The sequence below is a fragment of the Pseudomonas sp. NPDC090201 genome (genome assembly GCF_044746825.1).
Lineage (GTDB): Bacteria > Pseudomonadota > Gammaproteobacteria > Pseudomonadales > Pseudomonadaceae > Aquipseudomonas > Aquipseudomonas putida_AD.
In genome coordinates, this window is sequence record NZ_JBIVCX010000001.1 from 517,375 (window position 1) to 534,596 (window position 17,222).

The window sequence follows — 17,222 nt, forward strand, 5'->3', positions numbered from 1 at the left end:
AGGTAATTAGGTCACTTGATTTTTTTAAGGGAAATCTCGGGGATCGCAGGAGCGACGTACAAGTCAGCATAACCTTGCAGGCAGGCTTCCATGGAAAACACGGTCTCGATCCTGTGGAACCCGGCCTCTCCCATGAGATTCCGTTCTGGGTTGCTGGCAACGGCAAGCAACGCTTGCGAAAGCTCGCGGGGAGCACGCGCAGGCACTACCAGCCCGGTGACTTCGTGCAGGACCGCCTCGGCATTTCCGCCGACATCGGTAACCACCATGGGAAGCCGGGCAGCCATCCCCTCGAGGATCGCGTTGGAAAAACCTTCTTCGTGGGACGCGAGGATACCGATGTCCGCAGCATTGAGAAGATCCGGCACGTCTTTTCTGGATCCCAGCAGATGGATGCGCTCGCCGATGCCCAGCGATTCGGCCTGCTGCTTGAGCGATGCACCGATGCCGTCGTCCCTGCCAATGAACAGGCAGTGCCAGTCCTGTGGCAGCGCCTGACGGATCATGCCAAACGCCTCGATCAGGTCGGAATGACCCTTGTAGGGAATCAGGTTGGCGACGATGGTGAACACCAGGGCACCGTCCGCAATACCCAGCTCGGCCCTGACTTGGGAACGGGTACGGGTGCGCGCAAAACGCTGCAGGTTCAGGCCGTTGTAGATCAGTCGCAGCTGCTCCGACCTGACACCCTCTCCCTCGAGATCACGCACTACCGCCTTGGAGTTGCCGCAAACAGCGTCCATCTTGGTATGAAGCCAGTGCTCCAGGCGTGACAGGGTCAGATGCTTGGCCTGGTAATGATTCAGGCTCCGGCGGCTCATGATACGGCGGGCGCGAGGTGCAGCCAGCGAGGTGATGCCGCCCACGATATACGCTGCGGGAAGAAAGAAATGGACGACCTGAGGGCGCATCCGCCAGTACAGGCACCACAGGGCAAAGGATGCATACACCAGCTCGACGCGCACTCGCGCTCGCTCGCTCGGCAGGATTTTCCTGATCCAGGCAGGCAGCTTGATGCCGTGTACGGGAACATTCGCCTCGACAAAGGCTTGGGTGAGAGGTCCACCAGTCGTTATCGCGAACACCGCCGGCTTGAAGCCTCTCTGGCGTAGCTCACTGGAGACGCGCAGCAAGTGTTGCTCTGCGCCTCCAACCTCCATGGAACCGATGACATAAAGCAATTTCATATTACGCTCTGGGGACCAAAAACCACTAAAGTGAAAAAGCGTACGACCACGCCACCAAAAAACTCAGATTGTTTTCGAGAAACCGGCACACATCAAGACGTTCTTTCAGACTTTGCCCGTTTCAACGGATTGAGAAGCCAGAAGCCGACGAAAATGACCGCTGCAGGGCTTCCCAGCAGCGCAAGGGCCACTGACCTTTCATCCAGAAATTGCCGAAAGATGAAATATGAGCCGTACACACCCAGCAAACTGAACGCCGACATCATCGACATCAGCTTGGGCCGCGCCTGCGCCTGCCAAAGCTTGCCAAACACATTGCTCAGGATGATCAGGCCGATTCCGATCGTGAGCCAGAACCACAGACGCGTCACCTGATGCGCTGCGGCAGCGTCAAAACGCCCGCTGAACAGCAACGCAAGAACCGGCTCGCCGAGCAACAGCACGCAGAGCGGACATATCACGCCCAGCACGATCGACATTAATGTCGCCTGCTTCACCAGAATCTTGATGCCCGCCTGGTCATTCTGTGAAACCAGTGTCGAAAATCGCGCAAGAATCAGGGTTGAACTCGACATGATCAAAAGCTGAACCACCGACATGTGCAACCGGTAGGCATATCCGAACGCCGAAACCACACCTTCGCCATATGATGCAGCCCACACTGGCGGTATCGAGGCGACGATATTGGAAAAGAAAATCCCGGGAAGAATCCACCCGCCCAGGGTCAGCATGGACTTGCCCGATTCCAGAAAACTGCTGCGGGTCGGCAATCGGCCAAAAAACGAAAATGCGCTCAGGTGCAGGCCATAGATGCAGATCAGAAACTGCGCCAACAAACCGATCAGCGTGCCCAATACCATGCTGACCATTCCAAGTTCAGGAAAGGCAAACAGCAACAATCCGCCGATTATACCGTTGACGATGGGCGCCCCCGCCGCGTAGCCGAACCGGTCACGCATGGCGAGCATATAACCGGCACTGTCACCGGCCATGTTCAGCGGAATCAGAAAAGCAACTAACGGCAATACAAACAAGAAAGTATCGCGAACCGCCAATTGATTATCAGGCACAAAATAATGAGCCAACAACGGGCTGCCCAGTGCAATCGCAAGTGCAACAAGCACTCCGATCAATCCGCAGCACCAGAACACCGCACGTTCGAACGCCATGGTGGCGGCGGCATCCCCGGCGGCATGCAAGCGTGCCCGGACCGGAAAAAAACCTACCTGAAGCACGCCAGACAGAACGCCCGACAGAAAAGTCGGGGCGACCAGCGCCAGGTTATAACCGTCCAGTTCACTACCAACACCAAAGACGCCCGCAGTAAACCACAACTTGAAAAAAGCGGCCAACTGAGAACAGGCCGTCAATACCACCACTGCAATCAACTGCTGCTTCATTTAAAGAACCGCAACTAAAACAAAAACAAGCCAATAGAAGAGTAAAAATGCGCCTTTTAATTAAAGACTTAGCGCAGACTGCGCGCCCATACTGCCACAAGCATGGACCCTTGAGAAGCATTCCATCTTCAAGGAAACATATTAACGCTCAGGTGCCAAGTGAAAATATCAGCCACATTGCCGATGCCCTCAACAGCGGATCACCGGTTGCAGGCCACGCACAGAACATGTCACCCGCCATCTTTCGAGGCGCATCATTACCTCATCAAATCGCCTCTTCGCCCAGCATAATCGGGGATTACAGCAGGTCTGCGAAAAACCCGATTGCAAGGGACAACAACTTGTTTCTGGAGTTCACGAACCACATCTCCTACAATCTGCCACCGACACGGGGTCAGCAAACGCGAAAAATCAGACATGGCAGTCTGCACAGTGCGCCCCGCAGTGAATCTGGCCTGGGTGAACGCGCTCTCGACACTAATTTCTGCCCCACGAATATCAACGGAAGACAATGAATTCAACGTTTTTGAGCCTGGCTGTAGTCGTCGTGGTGCTGGTGTTTTCAATGAAGATGCTGGCCGACAAAGAGATCCGGAAAACGGTTGCCTGCTGGACGCTGATCGGCATTTCGTTGGGGGTCTGCAAGAGCCTGCTGATCCAGATGACCCCGCAGTGGCTGGACACCCCTCTGGACTCGCTCATCTATCAACACCACGCCCAGGCGCTGTTTCTCCACTGGACGGGCCAGTCCGTCGACGCGAATGTGTACGAGCTGGCGGGACTGCTCAACATGTGGACACACGGCGGGCATCCCGTCTGGCTGCCCACTGACCAGATTCCCTACGCGGGCGTGTTCGGCAGCCACGAGTGGATATTCTCGGGCCTGCTTGGCCTGTGGACGCTGGCAGGCAACAGCCTTGCCTCGGCAATCATCGCCAACTCCATACTGACAGGCGCCTTCCCGGCCGCTACCTATATCATTACCCGTGAACTGGGCGGGCCACCGAAGGTGTGCCACTTTGCAGCACTGCTGGTCGCCCTTGAGCCGTCCATCGCACTGAACAGTGCCTGGTTGCTGAAAGACACCCTGGCCACGTTGCTGTGCATGGTCGTCATCATCAGCGCCTGCCAACTGTGCAACAGACCGACCCTCAAGTTCGCCAGTATCCTTGCTGTCTCGCTGGGCTTTCTGGCAGCGGTCAAGTACGTCGCGTTCATCTCCTTCTGCATGGTCTTCTGCGTGCTGGCGCTCTATTTTGTCGTGAAGAAGCCCAGGGCAACGGCAGCGGCCTTCGTTTCGGCGTCAATGGCGGCAGTCATGATATGGGGCGTGCTCTACTACGTGCCATTCGAGCAGAAGCTGACCCAACCGGCGACCGTGGCCACCGCGCCGCTTCCAGCGAAGGCCACTCCCGCTCAGGTAGAGCAGGTACTGACCGCCGCTCCTCCGGCAAAGACCACGCCGCCTGCTGCCCCAAGCGCAAGCAAGCCGACCGAAACTGCCTCATTTTCGCTGACCACCACAGTAACGACCACCCTCAAGGCACAGGCCACCACCCTTCAGGGCCAGACCACTACCTTGACCGCCACGGCGAACGAGGAAGGGGCGGACGGCTCGGTGATCGGCTGGCGTTCCTACCTGCATGACCAACCCGTCAGCGCACTGGCGCGGGCCGTTGTTCGCACGCTGCTTGCGCCGTACCCATGGGTCGCCCTCACCCACGGCCTGGCCGGCAACAACCAGCTCGAGCTCTACATGCTGGCAGCGACGACCTGGGTCATCGCGCTACCGGGCACGCTGCTGGGGTTGATCATCATGGCCAGGAGAAACCTGAAAACCCTGATGCTGGTCGCACTCCTGGGCATTATCGCCGTAGCCTACATCGTGTTCTTTGGCGAATGGAGTACGCGCCAGCGGGTATTCATGATGCCAGTCATGTACTCGTTCTCGGCACTCGGATGGTATTGGCTCTGGCAAATGAAAGAACGGCCACGGCTCAGACCAGCACTGGTCTGAGACGGACCGAGACACGCAGAACAGGGGCTACAGCACATCAGCAGCCCCTGACCTGAAAGAAAGCCGCCGGAACTTCCCGGCGGCTTTTTTATTGGGGAGAGGTTATTGCGCGATTCTTTTGAAACACGTATTCGTTGCAGCCCATCTTGCCGCCCACTGTTTTCAGTGTGCGCAACTCATAGCCCCGGTTTTTATAGAAGTCGAAGATCTGCCCAGGGCTGGAGACTTCAAACGGATAACCGCCCAACCAGTCGTAAAGGTCATACCAGACGTTCATTCCCCGAGGATAGGTCCTGTTCTTCAATACCTTCAGAAGTATGCTGGGGAGTGTTGGATACAGGCCGTGGATGAAAACGAAGAGCGGGCGGGTGAAGGAGTACTTGTTGTAGGTCCTCTTGACGAAGGTCCAGTACCGGCTGACGAATGACTGGTCGTTGTACAGGGCTATGAACAACTTCCCCTGCTCCGCCACATTGGCGTCGACATTGGCCAGGGCTTCCCACATCTTGCCCGTATGGTGCAGCACACCCCACGAGTAGACGATATCGAAAGTCCCCAGGCCTGCCAGATACTGACGATCAAGCACCGAACCTGTCTGCACGTCCCAATCGCGGTCGGCAGGAAAATAGCGTCTGCGCAGCTCTACTGCGCACGCGACCGATTTGGGGTCATAGTCGAAGGAAACCACTTTTGCGCCCAGGCGCCGTGCCGCGAGGGAAAACAGGCCACTGCCACTGCCAATATCGAGGAATCGCTTCCCGGTCAGATCATCGACACCCAACATCTGCTTGAGGCTGTCGACGGCCTGCTGGATTCTTGATTCATCGAGCAACTTCAGGAAACGGGTCCAGTTTTCGCCAAACTCGAATCGTTCGCCGGTCTTGATTTCCTGTTCATGGGTGGGGGTAGTCGCACTAGCTTTCGTCATGTCACCGTCCTTGCAATCACGCGAGCTTGATTATTGTTAGTTGCTGAACATTCACCCTGCCAAGATAGCGCTGTACACATGTCCGATCGTACCGATCACACAAAGTGTTACAAAGTCTGGCAACCACCAGGGGCAATCGTTTCAGATAACGTCATAGCTGCGCGGATCGCAAGGAAAACCGCCAGTTGTCGATGAGCGGAACCCGTGCCTGGCTGGCCCGGGTCCGCATGGCCAATGGCCTGTCTACGCCGCCTTCTCGAGTTCGCCGGCGTGGTATTTGACCGCCAGCAGAACCAGCGGCACGTACGCCAGGACCAGCCCGACGATGCCATCCAGGCCCAGCAGCGCCACGCAGCATGCCACCGGCAGCAGCCAGAAGAGGTTGATCGCGGCAACTGCAAGCGTCACCGGCAAGTGCCTGCCGACCTTGCGCGATGCGTATTGATAGGCGTGGCTGCGGTGAGCCTCGTAAACCTTGTCTCCACGCAGCAGGCGACGGCCCAGGGTGAAGGTCGCGTCAACGATGAACACGCCCAGCAGGATCAACCAGGCCCAGAACAGCTGCGTGGAGGACCATGCCGCCTGAAGCGCGATGATGCCCAGTGCGATCCCGAGGAACCCGCTGCCGGCGTCGCCCATGAAGATACGTGCAGGCGGAAAGTTCCAGTACAGGAAGCCAGCCACTGCCATGGCCAGCACCAGTGGCAGCCAGATCAGATCGGCGGCGCCACTGAAGCAGTAGATCAGAATCGCGCCCAGGCACGCACAGATCGCCTCGACACTGGCGATCCCGTCGATACCGTCCATGAAGTTGTACAGGTTGAGCATCCAGACCAGATAGAAGGCAGCAAGCACCAGGCCGATCCAGCCCGGCTCGATGCTCACCCCGAACAGAATCACGGTCGGCAACCCGCCCATCCAGAACAACGCCCAGACAGCAGCCGCGAAATGCCCCAGCAGGCGCCATCTTGCGGCGATGTGACCGTGGTCATCCATGAAACCGATCACGGCGATCAGTGCCCCTGCCCCGCCGATGGCAATGACCTGGCTGGCTGTGGCCAGACCTGCCCCGTACAGCAGTGGCAGCGACGCGATGAACGAGACGACGATCGCCACCCCGCCACCGCGTGGCGTGGGGATGGTGTGCGAACTGCGCGCGTTGGGGATATCGATGATGCTGCGGGCCAGCGCATAGCGACGCAGTTGCCAGGTCAGCAGCAGCGAAACGACGGCCACGAGGGGAAACAGTAACCAATAGATCATTTGTCTTGATGTTCCTGAAAATGCCTGGCGGCGAGCTTCAATGCATCATTCACCGCCAACGGAGGCTCCCATCCCAACAGGGAGCGAGTCTTGCTGATATCAACTTGCAACGACCCGAAGAGTCGTTGTGAAAAAGCCTGTTTGCCCAGTAACCCGGCACCGGCGCGCAACAGGCTTTCTGGTACCGGCAACAGGCGCGCGGGCCGGCCAAGGGCCTGGGCCATCCGGCGCAGCAGATCGCTGGTGGACAGATCTTCTCCATCGCTGACCAGGAAGACCTGATTGGCAGCCGCAGGATGCTCGATACAGGTCACCACCAGATCCACCAGGTTGCCCAGCGCCACCAGGCTGCGTCGGTTGTGGATCGCCCCCAGCGGCAAGGGAACGCCCTTGTCGAGCCAGCGCATCATGCTCAGGAAGTTGGCCCTCACGCCCGGCCCGTAGACCAGAGGCGGGCGAATGATGACGACATCCATCCCGGTGGCCGCAGCCAGTTCCAGCAAGCCCTGTTCAGCCTCGTGCTTCGAGATGCCGTAGGGGTCTGCCGGCATCGGCGTGTCGTTCGCGGTATACGCCGAGGATGGGGGTGTCCCCTCCCCGTTCACCTTGATCGAACTGATGAAGATGAAGCGTTTCACACCCGCTTGTGCAGCCTGGCGAGCCAGGGTCAGGGTGCCCGCCACATTGACCTTCCTGAACTCGCTGAGCGGATCGGCGCTTTGGTCGTCCATCATGTGAACCCGGGCGGCCGCATGAATGACGGTCGAAACCCCTGCCAACCCTTGGGCCCAGGAAAACTCCGGGGCCAGCGAGAACACCAGCCTGTTGACACGCGGGTCATCGGGCAAATGGGCATCTGCACGGCGGACGGCGGCAACCAGTTCGCCACTGCCGCGCTCGAGCAATGCCTGGAGCAAAGCCCCACCCACAAAACCGTTGGCGCCGGTAATCAGGATCTTGCCATCACGTTCCTGGCTCACGCTCGGGCCTCCAACTGCTGGTAGATGTGCAGGTGCGCATCGACGATCTTGTCGATGCCAAATTCTCTTTGCGCCAACTCCCAGCCGTTGCGTGCCAGCCGGGTGCGAAGTTCGGCATCCCTGACCAGGCGTTCGATGGCGTCCGCCAGGGCCTCGGCGTCCTGAACGGGAACCAGCAGCCCGGTGGTGCCGGGCTCGATGGCATCGCGACATCCCGGGACATCGGTGGTCACCACCGCCCGGGCGCACGCAGCCGCTTCGACCAGTACCTTGGGCAGGCCTTCGCGATAGGACGGCAGCACGACAATGTTCGAATCGGCAAAGATCCCGGCAATATCCCGGCGATAGCCCATCACTTCCACGGTACCGGCCTGACGCCAGACGTCCAGCTCCTGCGCCGAAACCGAGGTCGGGTTGCCCGGGTCGATGTCGCCCACCAGGCGAAAGTGCACGGGCACATTGCGCTGCTGGAGAATTTGCGCGGCGCGCACGAACTCCCGTACCCCTTTGTCATTCAACAGCCGGGCCGCCATGGCGACGACAACACGGTCGCCCACAGGCTCGTCACTGGCCTTGTAGAGGGACAGATCCACCCCCGAACCGCGAATGATGCAGGCCTTTTCACCCGACAGGGCGCCAGCCTCGATCAGCGTGTCGCGGTCGTCGGTGTTCTGGAAAATGGCGGTCAGGTTTCGCTTGCCCAGTGCAATGCGGTACAGGGTCGTGACCAGTGTCCGCACGATGCGGGCTTTCAAGCCCTGGGCCATGAAGATGAAACCCAGCCCCGACACCGCGACGACGACGGAGTGCACGCGGGCAATGCGAGCCGCTATACCGCCATAGATCACAGGCTTGATCGTCACTAGATGGACCAGATCCGGTTTCAGTGAGCGAAACAGCCGCAAAATCGCCCAGAACAGCACCAGCTCCTTCAACGGGTTACGACCACTTCGATCCAGAGGCAGGGGATGGTGTTTCAAACCCTGTGCCGTTATCTCCTCGACTGCGGCGCCCGGCATGGTCGCCACGTGGGTATCCCAGCCCATGGCACTGACTTTCAACGCGATCGCCATGCGATGGGATACGAAAAAAGCAGGGTCATTGACTACAAACAAAATACGGCGATTCATTGCAACTCCATTTACGTCCATCCGGCATCATACGTGACATCGCCATTGCTCTCGAGAAGGCCGAATTCAAGAGAGCGTGCATGCACAGCTCTTTTTCAGACCGCCCAGCCGAACCCGGGCAAGAACAGTCTCGGCAACCATTGCATGCAGAAGTAGAAAGCAAACATCAGATAGAAGGCCTGCTTGCGCCAGCCTGTCAGTTGCAGGGCAGCCAACATGATGAGGATCAGTCCGCTTTCAAAGATCCTCGCCCCGATCGGAAGCGCAAAGTAGCTGACCAGGTAGAACAGCAAGAGCCCCGCCTGAAAGCTGTTGGCTCGCAGGAAAGTGGGACCCTGCAAGATAAAGAGCGTGAAAAAGCCCAGCCAGAACACGAAGCCCAGGCCACTGATCTCCAACGCGGCAGACTGGTATTGATCACCCTGCCTGGCGCCCAGTTGCGAGGCCAGCCAGAGACTCGTACCGGCCAGCAGCAAACTGACGATCAGGTAGGTGAGAAGCCGCAACCCGGCGGAGAAGTTGAACCTGACGAAAAAGCAGTTCAATGCGTAGAGAAAGATGACGAAAAAGAACGAGGCATGAATAAGCGGTGTCAGGCACAACAGCACGACCCGGGTGGACTTGCTTGCACCGAACCACGCCAGCAGGAACACCGCCACCGCGACGCCCTGTCTCAAGTGGATCACATGGTTCTTGAGGATCTGCGGGAGCAACAGGAACAGCACCAGGATAATCAGCGCACGGGGCTCGGTCTGCAACGTCAGATAAGCGACCACGAACGACGATATGAAGATGATGATCCGCAGGACGCCCTTCGGGTCGGCCAGATTCCCCAGCAGTATGTTGATGCCCAGCCAGACCGGTTCATTGGTCAGGCTCCTGAGCCAGCCCTGGCTCAAGTTCGACTTGAACACGTTCACGGCGTCAATGGCGTACAGGATGTAGTTATCGCGATCGATAAACATGTCCACTGGCAGGCTTGCCAGGATGGCCGCGAAGACGAAAGCCAGGAACAGACACCTGTAGCGATGATGATGAACAATCGTCTGAAAGGTCACCGGTGGGTACATAAGGTTAGATCTCACCTTGAATAAATCCCTGCTCTATTTAACTGCTCAGCCACCGGCGGGTGTGCTGATAACATCGTTCAAGGTTTTCCCGCTCAGCCTGACCCCTATCGAAAACATCAGGAAGCTGGTGCCGTACGCCAGGCGGAACAGAAAGCCGCCTCGTTTCTGGATCTCGGCATCACTGAGTGGTGTCAACTTCAGGTCACGGAAGTTGTTCGAGCACTGCTGGATGGAAAACAGCGCAGCCTTCTCTACCTGCCGGGTGCTCAGTTCACGCTTCTGCTCTGGCGACGAGGCGTAGTAGTCGAGCAACAGTTGCAGGGCTTGCTGTTTCGGGTACAGGCCATCTTCGTTGTACGAGAAACCGGGGATGTCGCTGAAGAAGCCATAAGTCAGGGGCTCGTTGAGGTTCTCAATGCCAATGACGGACGGAACACCCGCACCCGCGGCTTCCACGATGGCAGTACCGGAGCCTACGAAGACGTCGAACTGGCTCACTTCGCGGACAAAATTCGAGTGCTCCAGATTACCCTTCAGGCTGACATACTCCTGAATACCCAATGCATCGATCTTGCTGGCCATCTCTTCTTTCTGCGGCCCTTCCCCATAGATGACATATTTCGCGGGAATCTGCTGGTCACGCAGTGCCTTGACGACATCCAGCATCCAGAAGTTGTAACTCTTGAACGTCACCAGCCTGCCCACACTGCCCAGCACAAATTCAGGCACGGGTGCGCGTTCGTAAGTCTGCCGGGTGTTCAAATCGATGACACCCAACGGGAACACATTCACGTCGGCGAAACTCTGCTGGTACTGGCGTTGGTAGAAATCCACCAGCACTTCATTGAAGAACAGCAGGTTGTTGCGCTGCAGCACCTGGGAAAACAGCCGACGATTGCATCGCTCGTAGTGCGGCAGGCGGGGGGCGCCCCAGCAGTACTCGAGCGAATGATAAAGTCCCATGCTGATGGGCACATTGACCTTGGCCAGCGCCATCAGGCGAAATGCAAAGTGCGCACAGAACCCGTTGGAAACATGGACTGAGTCAACAGTTGCAAATGCATCCTTCACGGCTTTCCTGTTCAACGGAAGCATGGAGGACAGGTGAAACGGCACCCGGCGAGTCAAGGGACCCAGCACAGGGTTGATCCAGTCGGTCAGGAAATAGACGTTTGCGTAAAGACGCGCCTTCTCAACCAGTTCCGCATTACTTTTAGACGGAGGGCTCAACAGGAGAATACTGGTGGGCAGATGCTGGGCAGCCCTCTCCTTTGCCAGGCGCACGAAGAATGTCTCAATCCCGCCAATCGCCAACGAACCATGGATTAGAAGCATATCAATCAAATTTCCGTATATACAAAACCGACGCCACCAGGCTATGCCGATAAGCAATGAGACAGGTGACCAAGGCAAAAACCCACATCACAGGCGAATAGGAACCCAGCAGCGTCCCTGCCAATGCCTGGGCACAGGCCATCGCAGTCACGATAAGGGCGCAGGAGTAAAAACGTAGTCTTGGCATATATTTCCACACCCGGATCGATGCTTCCGTGCGAAACACCACGTACGCATAAAACGAAATCGCCGAAGCGGCAGCAGCACCGGCAGCGCCGTGGGCTGGAATCAGCCACACATTGAGTCCGGCATTGATCAGCAGCGCGAGCAACGTCACCAGAGGCGCGAACCTGGTGGCATTGGAGATGTTGATTCCAACACCTGTCGCCTCTGCAATCATGATGAACAACGGCGGTAGAAGGCAGGCCATCAGGATGTACTCGATAGCGCCATAACCTGCCGGCAGAAAGTAAGGCACGCACCACGCGAACATGGCGACGATGCACACCAGTACGAAGGAAAAGACCTGAAGGCCTTCACTCACCTCGACAATCCTGTCGACCGAAACGCCTTCTGCCACCCATCTATAGATCATCGGGTGCCAGATGGTCGAAAATATTTGCTGAAACAGGATGGCAATACCGGCCAGGGTCGACGCCAGGGCGTACACGCCCAACTCCGAGAGCGAGGAGTACGCCTTGACCATGATCCGGTCCATGAAGCTCAGCCCCCAGAACGCGATGCCATTGATCACCAGAGGCAGGCCGAACGACAACAGGGTGCTGATACTCGCCTTGTCGACGGGCGCACCGAAGTACCGGGTCAGACTGGGCCGCAAGTAATAGAACATGATCGCGACCGCCATGCCCCAGCCCACGACTTGCGCTATCACCAGGTAGGTGAAGTTCTTGTAGGCGGGAAACAGGTAGACGGCCGCGACCATCCCCAGGATCAGCGCCTTGGGGATGATTCGGGTCAACGAGTACGCGAACGGCATTTCCTTCATCCGCAGGAACACGGACAGGAAGCGTTCGAGATACAGAATCAGCAGGGTCAGCGCGGCCAGTCCGTACAGGGCAAAACTGTCCAGATCGAACAGCAGCCCCGACAGCCTGTCACCAAAGCAGGCCAGCACCGCGACGAGCACCAGCAGCAGCACAAGGCCCGGCACAAGGCAGGTCTTGGCCAGCCGCTCGCCGCCCTGCTCCTCGTTGAACCGCCTGACGTACGCCTGATCCAGGCCCAGGCTCAGTCCGACGACCGCTAGCGACAGCACGACCTGAAACAGTGCGATTCGACCTACATCCTCCTGACTGAAGAACCATGCCATGACCGGCAGGGTGAACAAGCTGAAGAAAGCGCCAAGTACCGTACCGGTGGCATAAACAGCAACCGCCTTCAACTTCAACTGAAGAACCTCTCCAGTTGCGAGGCAATGTGTTGCAAGTCGGTCGAACTCAGGCCGTAGAAGATCGGCAGCCTGATGAGCCGTTCGCTTTCCAGGGTCGTGTAGGTGTCCTGCCCATGGAAACGGCTGAACCGAGGCCCGGCGACCGCGGTGTGCAAAGGTACGTAATGGAACACTGCGTAGACACCGTTCTCGGACAGATGCTTGAGCAGCGCCGTCCGCACGTCGATGTCTTTCACCTTCACGTAAAACATGTGGGCGTTGTGTTCACAGCCCTCTGGCAGCGTCGGCAGCTCGATATGCCCGGCAGCCATCAGCGGCGTCAGAAGCTCATGGTAGGTGTTCCATGTCGCCAGTCTGTTGCGCTTGATCTCGTCGCACTTCTCCAGTTGCCCCCACAGGTATGCGGCCTGCAAGTCCGAAGGAAGGTAACTGCTGCCCACGTCCACCCAGGTGTACTTGTCGACCATTCCGCGGAAGAACTGGCTGCGGTTGGTGCCTTTCTCACGAATGATTTCCGCCCGGTTGGCGAAGTCTTCGTGATTGATGATGAGCAACCCGCCCTCGCCGCCGCTGGTGTAGTTCTTGGTCTCGTGGAAGCTGAACGCACCCAGGTGACCGATGGTGCCCAGTGGACGGCCTTTGTAGAAAGACGTCATGCCCTGTGCGGCATCCTCGACGACGTAGAGGTCATGGCGCCTGGCGATGTCCATGATGGTGTCCATTTCACAGGCCACGCCGGCGTAGTGAACGGGAACGATCGCCTTGGTCCGGGGTGTGATGGCCTGTTCGATCAGCGTCTCGTCGATGTTCATCGTGTCCGGGCGGATATCGACGAACACGATCGTGGCGCCGCGCAGTACGAATGCGTTGGCCGTGCTGACGAAGGTGTAACTGGGCATGATGATTTCATCCCCAGGCTGCACGTCGATCAGGATCGCCGCCATTTCGAGCGAATGGGTGCACGAAGAGGTCAGGAGTACCTTGGCGCAGCCCAGGTCTTCTTCGAACCAGGCCTGGCATCGCTTGCTGAATGCACCGTCGCCGGAAATCTTGTCGCTCTTGATGGCAGACAGAATGTACTGGTCTTCGTTACCAGTGTAGGGAGGGCGGTTGAATGGAATCATGATTCGGTCACTATCATTATAATTTTTGCTTTTTCCGTAGAGAGGGCCAGGTTACCGCTGAAAACCTGGCCCCTTATCGAACTTACAGGAAGTCGATATACCACGGCATGGCTTTGGCAATTCCTTGCCCGATGTCGAAATCTGGCTGATACCCCAGGATGCGGGTGATCTTGCCGATGTCCGCTTGGGAATGACGGACGTCGCCGGCACGGAAATCGCGGTATACAGGCGATTTGTCGTAGACCACGCCGTTCGCACCCAGGTTCAGTTTGATCAGGTCGAACAACTGATTCAGGTCAGTCCTGCCGCTGACTGCCACGTTGTAGACCTGATTGCGCGCCTGCTCATCCTCGGCGACCGCTGCCAGGATGTTGGCCTGCACGGTGTTCTCGATGAAGCAGAAGTCGCGGCTGGTCTGGCCATCGCCATTGATGAAGACGTCTTCATTGTTGACCATCGCCGAGGTCCACTTCGGAATCACGGCGGCGTAGGCACCATCCGGGTCCTGGCGCTTGCCGAAGACGTTGAAGTAGCGCAGCCCGATGGTGGTGAAGCCGTAGCTCTTCGCGAACACGTCGGCGTACAGCTCGTTGACGTACTTGGTCACAGCGTAGGGCGACAGCGGCTTGCCAATCACGTCCTCGACCTTGGGCAGGCCGGGATGGTCGCCATAGGTGGAGCTGCTGGCCGCGTAGGTGAAGCTTTTCACCTTCGCGTCACGGGCAGCCACCAGCATATTGAGGAAGCCGTCGATATTGGTCGCGTTGGTCGTGATCGGGTCATTCAGGGAACGCGGAACAGACCCGAGCGCAGCCTGGTGCAGTACGTAATCGACCGAGGCACAGGCGCGGTGGCAATCATCGAGCGTGCGGATGTCGCCCTCGATGAAAGTGAAGTTGCCCCACTGCTCCGGACCCACCTGCGACTTGACCTCATCGAGGTTGCGCTGATGGCCGGTGGCGAAGTTGTCCAGGCCGACGACGGTCTGACCCAGCTTGAGCAGGGTCTCCAGCAGATTCGACCCGATGAAGCCGGCCACCCCGGTGACCAGCCATTTTTTCGGTTCTGAAGCAAGGGACTTCAAAACCTCGTCATATCGACTCATGTTTACCTCTTGAACCAATCATTCAGCGTGACAGATACACGCAATTTGAAACACCCGGATTACAGACGGATATCCGATTCTTCAGCCGTCAGCAGGTATTTCAAGTCGTAGAGAACGTGTTCCGCCTTGCCGAACTTGCGAATCCGGGCCGCGCCCAGTTCACGGAATTCATTGTGCGCCACGGCCAGGAAGATGCCGTCGTACTGGCCCTCTGCAGGAGCAGTGACCGGGGTGATGCCGTATTCATGCTGCGCTTCTGCGATATCGACCCATGGATCGAAGACGTCCACGCTGATGTTGTACTCAGCCAGTTCCTGAACGATGTCCACGATGCGGGTGTTGCGCAGGTCCGGGCAGTTTTCCTTGAAGGTCAGACCCATGACCAGGACGCGCGCGCCCTCGACATGGATGCGGCGCTTGAGCATGGACTTGACCATCTGGGAAACGACGTAAGCGCCCATGCTGTCGTTGAGGCGACGGCCAGCGAGGATGATTTCAGGGTGGTAGCCGATGGCCTGGGCCTTGTGGGTCAGGTAGTACGGGTCAACGCCGATGCAGTGGCCACCGACCAGACCTGGACGGAACGGCAGGAAGTTCCACTTGGTGCCGGCTGCCTTCAACACTTCTTCGGTGTCGATGCCCATCTTGTTGAAGATGATGGCCAGTTCGTTGATGAGGGCGATGTTCAGGTCGCGCTGGGTGTTCTCGATGACCTTGGCCGCTTCTGCAACGCGGATGCTGCTGGCCTTGTGAGTACCGGCGATGATGATCTGGTTGTAGAGCTGATCGACCACTTCGGCGATTTCAGGGGTGGAACCGGAAGTCACCTTCTTGATGGTGGTGACGCGGTGCTCCTTGTCGCCCGGGTTGATGCGCTCGGGGCTGTAGCCCGCGAAGAAGTCCACGTTGAATTTCAGGCCCGAGACGCGCTCGAGTACCGGCACGCAGTCTTCCTCGGTCGCACCCGGGTAGACAGTCGATTCGTAGATGACGATGTCGCCGGCCTTCAGCACCTTGCCGATGGTCTCGGATGCACGGATCAAGGGGGTCAGGTCAGGCTGCTTGTACTCGTCGATCGGAGTAGGCACCGTGACCACGTAGGTGTTGCACTGCTTGAGCTGTTCCAGGTCGGCGCTGTAGACCAGGTGTCTGGCCTGCTTGAGTTCTTCTTCGCTGACTTCCAGGGTCGAATCCTGCCCGGCGTTCAGGGCATCGATGCGGGACTGGTTGATATCAAATCCCACCACCGAGCGGATCTTGCCGAACTCCACGGCAAGCGGAAGTCCTACATAACCCAGGCCCACGATGGCCAACTTGATGTTTTCGATACTTTTCATTCTATAGCCTTAAGTCAAATCTTTAAGTGTTTACGCCCCTGGTCGCTGCGCATCAGCGAACCATGGGGGGAATGTGTGCCGCTGACGGCACCTTCCTATGAATTGCCCGCCAGAGCCTGTTCCTCGAGGAACAAGGGCTCCAGTTCCAGAATTCTTCTCTCCCTGTCCTTGACCCTCCTGGCCGGTATCCCCGCGTACACACCCCATGGGGCGGTGCTTTTGGTGACGAGCGCCATGGCGCCAATCGCACAGCCTTCGGCAACCGTCACACCTGGGAAGACGACAGCAGAGGCACCAATGATCACATGCTTGCCCAGATGCACGGCGGCAAAGGTCTCGTTCTTGAACTTCTTCGACACCAGGGAGTTGGTCATGGTGTGACCACTGTAGTCGTCAGACTGCGAAAAGACCTTGACGCCATAAGCCAGCGTACAGAAGTCTTCGAGGAAGACACCGGGCACTCCTCCGGCGATCAGGCACATGGGCGTAATATGGTTATATTTGCCCAGCCGCACGTTGCCTGAAATCACGCAGAAGTCATCGATACGGGAGTAGTCTCCTATCTCGATCTGGTCGGCATTGTAGATGCACGCCTTGTCACTGATTTTCACGTGCTTACCCAGTTTCCTGAAGCCTGCCTCGGCCAACTGGGAGTCCGTAAGATAAGCCATCCTGTCATACCTTCAGATCATGAATTTGATAGCAGCGAGACCATAATCGTTATTTGTTACGGCTATTGGCCGAACATTGCCCGCTTTCTTCAGCCCGCTCCGCCTGCACGCCACATCAAGGAAGATACGTGCCTGCGCCCGCCGTCGCCAAAGTCTGAACACATGACGCCGAACTGCCGGACATTATGCCTTCGATTATCTGAAAGAGTTGGTCGCCGATAAATATTTCGACCGTTGCGCTCCCGCCCATTACACAATTGCCCC

14 protein-coding genes are annotated in these 17,222 nt (G+C 57.8%); 1 reads left to right on the forward strand and 13 read right to left on the reverse strand.

The window, feature by feature from the left end; genetic code table 11:
• Window positions 1–11: 11 nt before the first annotated feature.
• Together ACIPOO_RS02370 and ACIPOO_RS02375 are read right to left on the reverse strand one after the other, a co-directional pair.
• Window positions 12–1,187 (reverse strand): glycosyltransferase, encoded by a 1,176-nt coding sequence (locus ACIPOO_RS02370; protein ID WP_400604144.1) that lies wholly within the window; start codon window positions 1,185–1,187, stop codon window positions 12–14.
• Window positions 1,188–1,279: 92 nt separating this feature from the next.
• The gene (locus ACIPOO_RS02375; protein ID WP_400604146.1) at window positions 1,280–2,587 is read right to left on the reverse strand and encodes a lipid II flippase MurJ; all 1,308 of its coding nucleotides are present in this window, start codon (window positions 2,585–2,587) and stop codon (window positions 1,280–1,282) included.
• Window positions 2,588–3,098: 511 nt separating this feature from the next.
• Here ACIPOO_RS02375 and ACIPOO_RS02380 point away from each other — a divergent pair.
• Window positions 3,099–4,604, forward strand: coding sequence for a hypothetical protein (locus tag ACIPOO_RS02380; RefSeq protein ID WP_400604148.1), 1,506 nt, complete (start codon window positions 3,099–3,101; stop codon window positions 4,602–4,604).
• A gap of 88 nt (window positions 4,605–4,692) precedes the next feature.
• Here ACIPOO_RS02380 and ACIPOO_RS02385 read toward each other — a convergent pair whose 3' ends face one another.
• The 11 genes from ACIPOO_RS02385 to ACIPOO_RS02435 all read right to left on the reverse strand — a co-directional run bounded on the left by ACIPOO_RS02385 (window position 4,693) and on the right by ACIPOO_RS02435 (window position 16,958).
• Window positions 4,693–5,532: a bifunctional 2-polyprenyl-6-hydroxyphenol methylase/3-demethylubiquinol 3-O-methyltransferase UbiG gene (locus ACIPOO_RS02385; RefSeq protein WP_274132297.1), complete on the reverse strand. Its 840-nt coding sequence runs from the start codon at window positions 5,530–5,532 to the stop codon at window positions 4,693–4,695.
• Window positions 5,533–5,775: 243 nt separating this feature from the next.
• The gene (locus ACIPOO_RS02390; protein ID WP_274132300.1) at window positions 5,776–6,795 is read right to left on the reverse strand and encodes a glycosyltransferase family 4 protein; all 1,020 of its coding nucleotides are present in this window, start codon (window positions 6,793–6,795) and stop codon (window positions 5,776–5,778) included.
• Window positions 6,792–7,775, reverse strand: a complete 984-nt coding sequence (locus tag ACIPOO_RS02395) for a UDP-glucose 4-epimerase family protein (RefSeq protein WP_400604151.1) — start codon at window positions 7,773–7,775, stop codon at window positions 6,792–6,794. The genes ACIPOO_RS02390 and ACIPOO_RS02395 overlap by 4 nt, the downstream gene beginning before the upstream one ends.
• On the reverse strand, window positions 7,772–8,905 hold the full coding sequence (locus ACIPOO_RS02400; protein WP_400604153.1) for a glycosyltransferase family 4 protein: 1,134 nt from the start codon (window positions 8,903–8,905) through the stop codon (window positions 7,772–7,774). Before ACIPOO_RS02400 ends, ACIPOO_RS02395 begins: the two co-directional genes overlap by 4 nt.
• 95 nt (window positions 8,906–9,000) lie before the next feature.
• Window positions 9,001–9,975 (reverse strand): hypothetical protein, encoded by a 975-nt coding sequence (locus tag ACIPOO_RS02405; protein WP_274132305.1) that lies wholly within the window; start codon window positions 9,973–9,975, stop codon window positions 9,001–9,003.
• Window positions 9,976–10,020: 45 nt separating this feature from the next.
• A complete protein-coding gene (locus ACIPOO_RS02410; RefSeq protein ID WP_400604155.1) occupies window positions 10,021–11,310 on the reverse strand; it encodes a glycosyltransferase family 4 protein in 1,290 nt (429 codons plus the stop codon).
• A gap of 1 nt (window position 11,311) precedes the next feature.
• Entirely contained in the window at window positions 11,312–12,718 is a 1,407-nt protein-coding gene (locus ACIPOO_RS02415) for a lipopolysaccharide biosynthesis protein (protein WP_400604157.1), read from the reverse strand.
• Entirely contained in the window at window positions 12,715–13,845 is a 1,131-nt protein-coding gene (gene rffA, locus ACIPOO_RS02420) for a dTDP-4-amino-4,6-dideoxygalactose transaminase (RefSeq protein WP_274132309.1), read from the reverse strand. The genes ACIPOO_RS02415 and rffA overlap by 4 nt, the downstream gene beginning before the upstream one ends.
• Before the next feature lie 82 nt (window positions 13,846–13,927).
• Entirely contained in the window at window positions 13,928–14,950 is a 1,023-nt protein-coding gene (locus ACIPOO_RS02425; protein ID WP_274132310.1) for an NAD-dependent epimerase/dehydratase family protein, read from the reverse strand.
• Between the two features lie 59 nt (window positions 14,951–15,009).
• The gene (tviB, locus tag ACIPOO_RS02430) at window positions 15,010–16,287 is read right to left on the reverse strand and encodes a Vi polysaccharide biosynthesis UDP-N-acetylglucosamine C-6 dehydrogenase TviB (protein WP_274132311.1); all 1,278 of its coding nucleotides are present in this window, start codon (window positions 16,285–16,287) and stop codon (window positions 15,010–15,012) included.
• A 95-nt stretch (window positions 16,288–16,382) separates the two neighbouring features.
• Window positions 16,383–16,958, reverse strand: coding sequence for an acyltransferase (locus tag ACIPOO_RS02435; RefSeq protein WP_274132313.1), 576 nt, complete (start codon window positions 16,956–16,958; stop codon window positions 16,383–16,385).
• Window positions 16,959–17,222: the final 264 nt, after the last annotated feature.

Excerpts from the sequence above, each read along its gene's own strand:
- ACIPOO_RS02370 (WP_400604144.1), bottom strand. The coding sequence starts at position 1,187 with ATGAAATTGCTTTATGTCATCGGTTCCATGGAGGTTGGAGGCGCAGAG.
- ACIPOO_RS02375 (WP_400604146.1), bottom strand. The coding sequence starts at position 2,587 with ATGAAGCAGCAGTTGATTGCAGTGGTGGTATTGACGGCCTGTTCTCAG.
- ACIPOO_RS02380 (WP_400604148.1), top strand. The coding sequence starts at position 3,099 with ATGAATTCAACGTTTTTGAGCCTGGCTGTAGTCGTCGTGGTGCTGGTG.
- ACIPOO_RS02385 (WP_274132297.1), bottom strand. The coding sequence starts at position 5,532 with ATGACGAAAGCTAGTGCGACTACCCCCACCCATGAACAGGAAATCAAG.
- ACIPOO_RS02390 (WP_274132300.1), bottom strand. The coding sequence starts at position 6,795 with ATGATCTATTGGTTACTGTTTCCCCTCGTGGCCGTCGTTTCGCTGCTG.
- ACIPOO_RS02400 (WP_400604153.1), bottom strand. The coding sequence starts at position 8,905 with ATGAATCGCCGTATTTTGTTTGTAGTCAATGACCCTGCTTTTTTCGTA.
- ACIPOO_RS02405 (WP_274132305.1), bottom strand. The coding sequence starts at position 9,975 with ATGTACCCACCGGTGACCTTTCAGACGATTGTTCATCATCATCGCTAC.
- ACIPOO_RS02410 (WP_400604155.1), bottom strand. The coding sequence starts at position 11,310 with ATGCTTCTAATCCATGGTTCGTTGGCGATTGGCGGGATTGAGACATTC.
- rffA (WP_274132309.1), bottom strand. The coding sequence starts at position 13,845 with ATGATTCCATTCAACCGCCCTCCCTACACTGGTAACGAAGACCAGTAC.
- ACIPOO_RS02425 (WP_274132310.1), bottom strand. The coding sequence starts at position 14,950 with ATGAGTCGATATGACGAGGTTTTGAAGTCCCTTGCTTCAGAACCGAAA.
- tviB (WP_274132311.1), bottom strand. The coding sequence starts at position 16,287 with ATGAAAAGTATCGAAAACATCAAGTTGGCCATCGTGGGCCTGGGTTAT.
- ACIPOO_RS02435 (WP_274132313.1), bottom strand. The coding sequence starts at position 16,958 with ATGGCTTATCTTACGGACTCCCAGTTGGCCGAGGCAGGCTTCAGGAAA.